We start from the raw sequence: 10,393 nt of genomic DNA, 5'->3' as shown, positions 1-10,393 counted from the left end.
ATTTTCAAATCTAAAGGAACGAAACGACAGCAAAGTGAAGAACCTAATCATTAAGATGAGAAGTTGAAATAAATTCAGCTTAACAATTAAGACAAAAAAAGTCGAGCAAATGCTCGACTTAATTTTTTACTATTTTAAGTATTTTTTCCTTTTCTTATTTTAAAATCGCAGCAACTCCTGGTAATTCTTTACCTTCCAACGATTCTAACATTGCGCCACCTCCTGTAGAAACGTAGCTTACTTTGTCGTCGTAACCAAATTGTTTTACGAAAGCAACAGAATCTCCACCACCAACAAGCGAGAAAGCGCCGTTTGCCGTAGCTTCAGCAATTGCATCACCTAAAGCAATAGTTCCTTTTGCAAAATTTGACATTTCAAAAACACCTAAAGGACCATTCCAAAGAATTGTTTTCGAATTGTTAATTACATCTGCAAAAACTTTTGACGATTCTTCACCAACATCCATTCCCATCCATCCATCAGGAATTTGATCCGAAGGAACTGTTTGTGTATTTGCATCATTACTGAAATTATCAGCAATTACATTGTCAACCGGTAAATAAACTTTTACATTATGTTTTTCACATTCAGCCAAAATTTCTTTCGCTAAATCTAATTTATCATCTTCTACCAACGAATTTCCAATTTTTCCTCCATTTGCTTTCACAAATGTATACGTCATTCCACCACCAATAATCAAGTTATCAATAACTGGTAAAATATTGTTGATAATCGTAATTTTAGAAGACACTTTAGCTCCTCCAAGTACCGCTGTTACAGGTTTTTCACCATCATCTAACACTTTGTTAATAGCTGTTAATTCTTGTTCCATTAACAAACCAAAACATTTATTTCCCGGGAAAAATTCAGCAATAATTGCAGTCGAAGCATGTGCGCGGTGTGCTGTTCCGAAAGCGTCATTCACATAAATATCTCCAAATTGAGCCAATTCTTTTGCAAAGTCTTTATCTCCAGCTTCTTCCTCATTGTGGAAACGAACATTCTCTAATAATAAAACTTGGCCTGGTTTTAGATTACTTACTTTTTGTTTCGCATCATCGCCAATAACATCATTCGCAACGATCACATCAACGCCAAGAATTTCTGAAACTTTTGATGCAATATGTTTTAATGAATATTTATCATTGAATTCGCCTTTAGGACGTCCCAAATGACTCATTAATACAACAGCGCCACCATCTTTCAATATTTTGTCGATCGTTGGTTTTGCAGCTCTAATACGTGTATCATCTGTCACATTTAAGTTTTCGTCTTGCGGAACATTGAAGTCAACACGAATCAATGCTTTCTTGTTTTCGAAATTGTAGTCGTTGATTGTTTTCATATTTTGATTTGAAATTTTGAACTACACAAAAGTAATCAAACTTTCATTTTGAGACTTAAAATCATTCAATACAATTTTCAACTATTAACAATTCATAATAATATATATAGTTTAATTAATTTTTAAATTTAAAAAAAAGAAAAATATGTTACTATTATTAGCACTGTTAATATGTGGATAACTAAAGTGAGATAAATTTTATTTAATAGCAATTAACAAGCTATTATTTGTAATTTTGTTTTGTAATGAAAGAGTTAGATATTCTATCAACAATTTATCATTTTGGTTGATAAACAACTTTTGTTAAAAAGAAGTTTTGTGAAAACTATTCATAACGGTGTGTAAATCTTTTATGCCAAAATGAAAACTTTTACTTGACTTGTATTGATTTATTTCTAATTGATTTTTTGAATCAGATTTCCAAATTTTTCTCTCGAAAAGTTATTAGTTTTATTCAATCATCTTTTAACAAGTTGTTACTTTTACTTAACATTTGATTTACAATTATTTAAACAAAAACAACAAAAACACCTGTTAATTAAATGAAAATTGCAATCGGAGCGGACCATGCTGGGTTCGATTATAAGGAGAAATTAGTACCCTTTTTAACAAGTCAAGGATTTGAGGTTGAGGACTTTGGTACGTTCTCAACAGCGAGTGTTGATTACCCTGATTTTGCACACCCAACGGCACAAGCTGTAGAAGATGGAAAAGCAGATTTCGGAATTTTGATTTGTGGTAGTGCGCAAGGCGTTACAATGACTGCAAATAAACACCAAGGAATTCGTGCTGCATTATGTTGGATGACGGATATTGCCAAGTTAGCTCGTCAACACAATAATGCAAATGTGTTAACTTTACCTGCACGCTTTATTGCGTATGACTATGCAGAAGAAATTGTGAATACATTTTTAGCAACAGAATTTGAAGGTGGTCGTCACCAAGGACGCGTAGATAAAATTGCTTGTTCATACAACGGATAATTTTATACATCTATTATAAGATATAAAATCGGTCAATTCGTTAGAGTTGACCGATTTTTATTTTAAAAATTAAATTTAAAACTATTATAAAGTTTAAATAGTTAAGTATAAATAATATTTTATATTTAAAATTAAATATTTTTAAACCAATTTAAGTCAATAGTATATTTATTGATTTTAGCTGTTCTACTTTTACATCAGTTAAAAAAACAAATCATTTAAAGATTAAAAAGATGAGCAGAGCATTATTACGTAGAGAACAAGCAATCTCTTTTGTAAAAGAAGAATTTTCGAAAGGATTACAAAAAGAATTAAACATTATTCCAGTTTCTGGACCATTGGTAGTTTTGGACGGAACAGGTATTAATGATGATTTGAATAGTATCGAAAGACCTGTAAAATTCCCTATAAAATCTTTGAATGATAAAAATGCGGTAGTTGTACATTCTTTGGCAAAATGGAAACGTATTCGTTTGAAAGAATTAGAAATTGAGCCAGGCGAAGGAATTATAACAGATATGCGCGCTTTGCGTCCAGACGAAGATTATTCGCCAATTCACTCTATTTATGTGGATCAATGGGATTGGGAAAAAGTAATTGTTCCACAAGATCGTCAATTGGATTATCTTTTTTCGACAGTAAAATCGATTTATAAAGTTATTAAAAAAACGGAGCAAAATGTAGAGGCGAAATATCCACAATTGAAAGCTGTTTTACCAGAACACATTACATTTATTTCTTCTGAAGATTTACTACAAAAGTATCCAACATTTACGCCGAAACAACGTGAAAATGCAATTTGTAAAGAATTTGGAGCTGTTTTTATTTACGGAATTGGAGGAGAATTGAGTAATGGAGAATTACACGATGCACGTGCCGCTGATTATGACGATTGGAGTACAGAAAACAGTGCTGGTTTTAGAGGTCTTAATGGTGATATTTTAGTTTGGAACCCTGTTTTAGAATCTGCTTTCGAGTTATCCTCGATGGGAATTCGTGTAGATAAAGAAGCTTTGACCAAACAATTAGAAATTAGAGATTTTTCGGATCGTAAAAATTTATTATTTCACTCGATGTTGTTAGATGATCAGTTAACAGAATCAATTGGAGGTGGAATTGGACAATCTCGTATGTGTATGTTTATGTTGAAATCTCGACATATTGGCGAAGTACAAGCGAGTATTTGGGACGGAAAAGTAAAAGAAAAATTAAAAGAAGAAAGCATCGAATTATTATAAATGAAAAAGCAGTTTCAAAATTTTTGAAACTGCTATTTTTGTATTTTATCGAAATTAACAATGTTTATAACTGTTGATAAAGGTTGTTAATTTATTTTAATTCAGTAACTTAATAAGTGTAATAATTGTTGATTAAGAAATTCTTTCATTTTTCTTCACAATAAAACTATCATAGAATTTTTTGAAACCATGATGATTAATCAAATAGAAATATTTAGGAAATAATCGATTCAATTCGTATTGAATTTGTTTTGGAAATTTAGACTTTCTTAAACTGCGATTAATCTGAATTTGCGTTTCTACTGGAGCTGGTTTAACAAGCGATGGAAGAAGGTTGTAAATTCTTAAATCAAATTCCCAAGCATGCTGCAAATCACAATCAATTGGACGTTGAATCATAGGTAGTGGCGTTTTAATTTTATTCAAAAATTTTTCTGCGGCCTTTCTTGTCCAAATGGCTGCAATTGTTGTGATTGGAATACTCGTTCCACAAGCACCAATAATGTATTTATTATTAACATCAGCAATTTTTATATGTTTTCTTTTTCCGTTAAATAGCTTCAAAACATCCCATTTATGCTTGTTAGAAAGTTCTTCATAATTAGAAAGAGCATGTTCTACAGCAGATTTAAAATCATCAACCAAAATTGCATCATCTTCTATAATCAAAGCAAAATCATTTTCAGAAGCCAAAAAAGTTTCTAGCGTTTTCACATGACTCAAATAACAACCAATTTCTCCAGGAACTAAATCGCGGTCATATTTATTTTTTATTTTATAGGTTGACGAATCCAAAGTTTTGGCATCTACAGCAGAAATTCTTTCGTAAGTAATCTCACATTTTTCGAATTCTTTTTGCATCAATTCAAGCCGATCCGTAGCTCTATCAAGGTTAATCAAGTAAGTTTGATATAATGGTTTAGTTTTCATTCAATTAATTATCAATGCAAAAATAGCTTTTTTGGCTCAATTTTCGCAATAAATCAAAACGTTACAAGTAATCTTATCCTTTCCGTAACATAGAATTGGCTGTAAATTGTTATTTTAGAAAAAGGATATATTACCTTTGCAGTGGTTATGTTGTTTATTAACATCTTATCAATAGTTATTAAAAATGATTTGATAATCAAATAATTAAGATGTTTATTTATTAACTATTTTAAAATAAATCTCGAAAAAAAAAGAAGAGATTTGACAGAAAACAAATTATGCCAAGAAGAAATTTTAAAAATACAAAGGCGAAAAAAGACAAAAACATAACAAAGTTTACGAAGTCTATCATCGAAGTTTTATTTCAAAATCCGAATAAACCTTTAAATTATAAACAAATTGCAGCAGCTTTAAACCTAACAAATCGAATTGATACAGAATTATTGATTAAGAATTTGAATGTTTTATTAGCTGACAAAAAGATTTCTGAAGTAGAAAGAGGAAAATACAAAATCAATGCAACCAATGATTATATGGTTGGGATTGCGGATTTGACTTCTTCGGGAAGCGCTTATATTATGATTGATGGTCTTGAACAAGATGTCTTTGTACAAAAAGGAAAAACGCGAAATGCCTTAATGGGCGATACGGTTCGCGTATATGTTTATCCAAAAAAACATGCCAATCAATCGAGAGCAGAAGGAGAAATTGTAGAAATTATCGAGCGGAATAAAACTGAATTTACAGGTATTTTCGAGTTAGGAAAGAACGGAAATTTTGGTTTTGTAACGATGCAAAATGGTAACCACGATTTCTTTATTCCGAAAGAGAAAATTAAAAATGCTCAACCAGGAGAAAAAGTTGTGGTTCGATTAACAAATTGGCCAGAAGGTTCTAATTCACCATTTGGTGAAATCACGCAAGTTTTGGGTAGTCCAGACGATACGGATGTAGAAATTCATGCAATTTTGTTAGAATATGATTTGCCAGCTCAATTTACAGAGGAAGTTGAAGAAGAAGCAAATCAGTTGGATACTTCGATAGATGAAGCTGAAGCTGCTCGTCGTAGAGATATGCGAAATGTAACGACATTTACAATCGACCCGAAAGATGCAAAAGATTTTGATGATGCTTTATCAATACGAAAATTAGAGAATGGAAACTGGGAAATTGGTGTTCACATTGCCGATGTTACACATTATGTTCGTCCAGGTTCGTTGATCGAGCAAGAAGCATATAAGCGTGCAACTTCTGTTTATTTGGTGGATAGAGTAGTGCCAATGTTGCCAGAAGTGTTGTCGAATGTTGCGTGTTCTTTGCGTCCAAACGAAGATAAATATACGTTTTCGGGAGTTTTCGAAATGGATGATAATGCGAAGATTGTAAAAACATGGTTTGGTCGTACTGTTACACATTCGGATAGACGTTTTACATATGAAGAAGCACAAGAAATTATCGAAGGAAAAGATGGCGATTTTAAAGATGAAATCTTGACTTTAGATCGTTTAGCCAAAACAATGCGCCAAAAACGTATGAAATATGGAGCGGTTAATTTTGATAAAGTTGAAGTAAAATTCGATTTAGATCAAGCGCATAATCCACAAGGAATTTTCTTCAAAATTTCGAAAGATTCGAATAAATTGATTGAAGAATTCATGTTATTATGTAACAAAAAAGTTTCAGAATTCATTAGTTTAGATAAACATGGAAAAGAGAATGCGAACACTTATATTTATCGAGTTCACGATGATCCAAATCCAGATAAACTATTAGACTTAAAAAATTTTATTCGTCAATTTGGGTATGAATTAGAGATTGGAGATCGTAAAACAACTATCAATTCTATGAATAAGTTGTTAGCAGAAGTGAAAGGAAAACCAGAAGAAAATATGGTTGAAACTTTGGCAATGCGAACAATGGCGAAAGCAAAATATACAACAGAGAATATAGGACATTACGGTTTAGCGTTCGATTATTACACGCATTTTACATCGCCAATTCGTCGTTATCCAGATATGATGGCGCACCGATTGTTGCAAGATTATTTAGATGATAAAAAATCTCCTGCAGCAGCTGTTTACGAAGATAAAGCAAAACATTGTTCTTCTCGCGAAAAAATTGCTGCAGAAGCAGAAAGAGAGTCAATAAAATATATGCAAGTAAAATACATGGAGCAATTTGTTGGCGAAACTTTTGATGCTTTTATTACAGGTGTACAAGATTATGGAATCTTTGTTGAAATCCCAGAAACGCGTTGCGAAGGTTTGATTCGTTCTCGTGCTATGAAAGGTGATCATTTTGTTTTTGACGAAAAAAATCATGCTTTAATAGGTAAACGCACACGTGTTAAATATCAGTTAGGAAGTCCGGTTAGAATCAAAGTTTTAAATGCTGATTTAATCAAGAAGCAATTAGATTTTGAATTAGTTGATGCTTAAGTTTCATATTTTAGACTTATCTTGCAGACCTTAATTATGTTATGGAAATAATATTTTCGGCCATACTAATAGGTTTTTTGTTAAGTACAATTCTTATTGGACCTGTATTTTTCTTACTTATTGAAACCAGTTTGCGTAGAAGTTGGAAAACCGCTGTAGTCCTAGATTTAGGAGTTATTGCAGCTGATATTTTGTGTATTGCAGCAGCCTATTACGGAAGTAAAGATTTTACAGATTATGTGACCAATCATCCAAAGTTTTACCGCATTTATATCATTGCAGGTTTCTTTGTATTGATTTACGGAATTTTCATGTATTTCTCTAAACCAAAGCTACATATAGAAGGCGAAGCGGGATTTGTAAGCAACAATTATTTGAGAACGTTTATCAATGGATTTATTATGAATTTGTTGAATATCGGTGTCATTGTTTTTTGGTTTGTAATTGTCTCTTCAATTATGATTCAATATCCAAATCCAAGCGATTTTATGCTGTATATGGGCGTTGTTTTGACGACCTATTTTGTAATAGATTTGGGTAAAATATTTTTGGCAGGAAAACTTCAAAAACGTTTTACCGATCAAAAAGTATTTATGGTGCGAAAAGGAGTTGGTATTTGTCTTTTAGTCTTTGGATTAATCATTATCTTAAAAGGTTTCGGATTCTTTAAAGAAATTGATCAAAAGATAGAGAATCAGCTCATTAATCAAGAACAAACAAGTTAGAAATATAAACTCCCATCAAATTTTTTGATGGGATTTTTTACTTAACATAAAAGGTGTTATAAGATATTTCAACTCTAATGTAAAAAACTTCATTTTTAAATATTTCTTAAATTAAGTATTTAAATTTTTTTGTTTTTAAAAAATAATATTAATTTAGAAATATTATCAACAATATTTAAACTAAAAAAAAATAAAGAAAATTTTATTTGCAAGTGTTTTCGCACTTATGGGGACTTTTGCTATGGCAAATCAAACATCTCTACAGTTTAAAACTGAATTTTTCGGTGGATGGTGTAATATTAAAGTATTCTATGCTGATGGATCACTTGCCGCAGAAACAATAGTATGGACTATAACAGAAGATGCATGTAAAAGAAAAGCACAAGAATATACGCAAGAGGTTGCAGATAGATTAGCAGGCGGAGAATAAATAAAAAAAGCTATTATTTAATAGCTTTTTTTATACACTTAATAATTATGAAAAAGAAGATAATTTTATTGTTATTGAATGTTTTATGTATAAATATTGTTTATAGTCAGAGTTATAAGCTAGAATACGAGTTTAGAAATTATATATCTATATTTAATAAAACGACTATATATAATACAACATTAGAATACAATGGAAAAACAAAAGAAAGTTTGTATACAGTAGAAAAGAAATTAAAAAATACAGACACTAATTCTATAGATGCGAATAACATTGTGTTAAATCAAAAGTCGTTAGATAATGATTTAATATATAGCAATCTAAAAGATTCTGTTGTAGTGATACAAGAACAAATAGATGTAGAAATGTTCTTATTTAAAGAAAAAATCCCTAAAATGAATTGGAAGATATGGGACGAAATAAAAACAGAAAATAATTTGAATATTAGGAAAGCCACTACTTCTTTTAGAGGTAGGAATTATACTGTTTGGTTTACATTAGATATTCCAATTTCTGTTGGTCCATGGAAGTTTAATGGATTACCTGGAGCTATTGTTTCTATTGAAGAAGATAAAAAAAGATACTCATGGTTTTTAAAAAACGCTACAAAAATTGAAGTTAGTAATATTAAAAACCCTTTATTAGATACTTCATATGAAATTAAAAATATTGAAGAATATCCAAAATTGAAATTTGAAACACCAGAAAGAATTAAAAATAAACTAAGAGAAATAGATAGTAACTTTAAATTTCCAAAAAAAGAAAGAGTTGATATAGAATTGATATTTGAGTGGGAAAAATAAAAAGTTCTATAATATAGGAATGATTAATTAGGTAGCATAAAATAATAAAGGTGAGTTTTAAAACTCACCTTTATTATTTTGGGGCATCATCTCTTAAAGTGTGTAAGTATAAAAATAGACTTTGATTAGGTTTTATTTTTTTATAGTAGGACTGTCTCTTAAAGTGTGTAAGTTCAAAAATTAAGCTTGGGTTAGGTTCTACTTTTTAGAGTCTAACCCTTTCTTGATATAGGATTAAAAATTGATCAATAATAACTCCCCAGTTTCTTACTGGCATAGACCATTTTTTAGTTACTTCTCTCACAGCCAAATATACGGATTTCATAACAGCTTCATCTGTAGGGAAGGATAATTTATTTTTAGTGTACTTCCTTATTTTACCGTTTAGATTCTCAATTAGATTGGTGGTATATATGATTTTCCTAATATCTACGGGGAATTCAAAGAAAACCGTAAGGTCTTCCCAGTTGTTTTTCCAGCTTTGGATGGCATAAGAATATTTATGTTCCCACTTAGAAGCAAAATCATTTAAAGCAGCTTCAGCAGCCTGTTTAGTTGGCGCGTTGTAGATTTCTTTCATATCAGCAGTAAACTGTTTCTTATCTTTCCAAACAACGTATTTACAAGCATTTCGAATCTGATGTACTACACATATTTGTGTTTTAGATTCAGGAAAAACGGTACGTATGGTATCGGTAAAACCATTTAAGTTATCGGTTGCTGTAATCAAGATATCTTCAGTTCCTCTAGCCTTCATATCGGTTAAAACACTCATCCAAAAGGATGATGACTCATTTTTACCTAACCATAATCCTAAAACTTCTTTGCGTCCATCGCGTTTTAAGCCTACTGAGATATAAATGGTTTTATTAATTACTTTGGAACCTTCTCTAACCTTAAAAACAATTCCGTCCATCCAAACGATTAGATAAACAGGTTCTAATGGGCGATTTTGCCAAGCTACGATATCAGAAGTTATAGCATCAGTTATACGTGAAATGGTGGATTGAGAAACGTCAAAATTGTAGACTTCTCTGATCTGTTCTTCAATATCAGAAACGGACATTCCCTTGGCGTAAAGCGACACAATGACGTTTTCTAAGCCTTCAACCATGCTTTTTCGTTTAGGTATCAGCATCGGATTAAAACTAGCATCACGATCTCTAGGAACCTTTATTTCTTCTTCGCCATAACTCGTTTTTATCTTTTTACTAGAATAACCATTACGCACATTTTCTTGCTTGCGTAAATCATGCTTATCGTAATCCAGGTGAGCATCTAACTCACCTTCTAACATTTTTTCAATTCCTCGCTTTTGTAAGTCTTTGAGAAAGTTTTGGAGTTCATCGCCAGTTTTAAACTGTTTGAAAAAATCATCCGGAAATAGGTCTTTTGTTTCCATAAATATGTAAATATTAAATGTATAAAAAAAATTCTGCTCGATTTTAACCCAAGCAGAATTTTATACTTACACAGTTTTTGGTACAGTGTCTTTATAGTC

General features: G+C 31.1%; 9 protein-coding genes. 6 read left to right on the top strand and 3 right to left on the bottom strand.

Features of this window, described 5'->3' with window-relative positions; translation table 11 throughout:
* Positions 1 to 154: 154 nt before the first annotated feature.
* On the bottom strand, positions 155 to 1,345 hold the full coding sequence (locus tag B4G36_RS11695; RefSeq protein WP_291064129.1) for a phosphoglycerate kinase: 1,191 nt from the start codon (positions 1,343 to 1,345) through the stop codon (positions 155 to 157).
* A 542-nt stretch (positions 1,346 to 1,887) separates the two neighbouring features.
* On the opposite strand from B4G36_RS11695, the gene rpiB reads away from it, so the two are divergent.
* Both rpiB and asnA read left to right on the top strand, forming a co-directional pair.
* Complete coding sequence (gene rpiB, locus B4G36_RS11690) at positions 1,888 to 2,328, top strand: ribose 5-phosphate isomerase B (protein WP_286495664.1); 441 nt, start codon at positions 1,888 to 1,890, stop codon at positions 2,326 to 2,328.
* 233 nt (positions 2,329 to 2,561) lie between these two features.
* The gene (gene asnA / locus B4G36_RS11685) at positions 2,562 to 3,566 is read left to right on the top strand and encodes an aspartate--ammonia ligase (RefSeq protein ID WP_291064128.1); all 1,005 of its coding nucleotides are present in this window, start codon (positions 2,562 to 2,564) and stop codon (positions 3,564 to 3,566) included.
* 132 nt (positions 3,567 to 3,698) lie between these two features.
* On the opposite strand, the gene B4G36_RS11680 is transcribed toward asnA, so the two are convergent.
* Positions 3,699 to 4,496 carry a glycosyltransferase family 25 protein gene (locus B4G36_RS11680; RefSeq protein WP_286495666.1) on the bottom strand — a complete coding sequence of 266 codons (798 nt, stop codon included), beginning with the start codon at positions 4,494 to 4,496 and terminating at the stop codon, positions 3,699 to 3,701.
* Positions 4,497 to 4,774: 278 nt separating this feature from the next.
* Here B4G36_RS11680 and rnr point away from each other — a divergent pair, with 278 nt between their 5' ends.
* The 4 genes from rnr (at position 4,775) to B4G36_RS11660 (ending at position 8,892) form a co-directional block, all read left to right on the top strand.
* Positions 4,775 to 6,934, top strand: coding sequence for a ribonuclease R (rnr, locus tag B4G36_RS11675; RefSeq protein WP_291064127.1), 2,160 nt, complete (start codon positions 4,775 to 4,777; stop codon positions 6,932 to 6,934).
* A gap of 41 nt (positions 6,935 to 6,975) precedes the next feature.
* Positions 6,976 to 7,659 carry a LysE family translocator gene (locus B4G36_RS11670; protein WP_125349109.1) on the top strand — a complete coding sequence of 228 codons (684 nt, stop codon included), beginning with the start codon at positions 6,976 to 6,978 and terminating at the stop codon, positions 7,657 to 7,659.
* A 241-nt stretch (positions 7,660 to 7,900) separates the two neighbouring features.
* Positions 7,901 to 8,089: a hypothetical protein gene (locus B4G36_RS11665; RefSeq protein ID WP_291050657.1), complete on the top strand. Its 189-nt coding sequence runs from the start codon at positions 7,901 to 7,903 to the stop codon at positions 8,087 to 8,089.
* A gap of 47 nt (positions 8,090 to 8,136) precedes the next feature.
* A complete protein-coding gene (locus tag B4G36_RS11660) occupies positions 8,137 to 8,892 on the top strand; it encodes a GLPGLI family protein (protein ID WP_291064126.1) in 756 nt (251 codons plus the stop codon).
* Between the two features lie 205 nt (positions 8,893 to 9,097).
* Here the strand turns inward: B4G36_RS11660 and B4G36_RS11655 are convergent, their stop codons facing one another.
* A complete protein-coding gene (locus B4G36_RS11655) occupies positions 9,098 to 10,294 on the bottom strand; it encodes an IS256 family transposase (RefSeq protein WP_291064125.1) in 1,197 nt (398 codons plus the stop codon).
* Between the last annotated feature and the right edge of the window lie 99 nt (positions 10,295 to 10,393).

It is taken from the genome of Empedobacter sp. UBA3239, from assembly GCF_002362875.1.
Classification (GTDB): Bacteria; Bacteroidota; Bacteroidia; order Flavobacteriales; family Weeksellaceae; genus Empedobacter; species Empedobacter falsenii_B.
Note: the sequence above shows the minus strand (reverse complement) of the source record. Positions and strands in the feature narration are given on the sequence as shown.

Coding starts and splice junctions, on each gene's coding strand:
- B4G36_RS11665 (WP_291050657.1), top strand. CDS start 7,901: ATGGCAAATCAAACATCTCTACAGTTTAAAACTGAATTTTTCGGTGGA.
- B4G36_RS11680 (WP_286495666.1), bottom strand. CDS start 4,496: ATGAAAACTAAACCATTATATCAAACTTACTTGATTAACCTTGATAGA.
- asnA (WP_291064128.1), top strand. CDS start 2,562: ATGAGCAGAGCATTATTACGTAGAGAACAAGCAATCTCTTTTGTAAAA.
- B4G36_RS11695 (WP_291064129.1), bottom strand. CDS start 1,345: ATGAAAACAATCAACGACTACAATTTCGAAAACAAGAAAGCATTGATT.
- B4G36_RS11670 (WP_125349109.1), top strand. CDS start 6,976: ATGGAAATAATATTTTCGGCCATACTAATAGGTTTTTTGTTAAGTACA.
- rpiB (WP_286495664.1), top strand. CDS start 1,888: ATGAAAATTGCAATCGGAGCGGACCATGCTGGGTTCGATTATAAGGAG.
- B4G36_RS11655 (WP_291064125.1), bottom strand. CDS start 10,294: ATGGAAACAAAAGACCTATTTCCGGATGATTTTTTCAAACAGTTTAAA.
- rnr (WP_291064127.1), top strand. CDS start 4,775: ATGCCAAGAAGAAATTTTAAAAATACAAAGGCGAAAAAAGACAAAAAC.
- B4G36_RS11660 (WP_291064126.1), top strand. CDS start 8,137: ATGAAAAAGAAGATAATTTTATTGTTATTGAATGTTTTATGTATAAAT.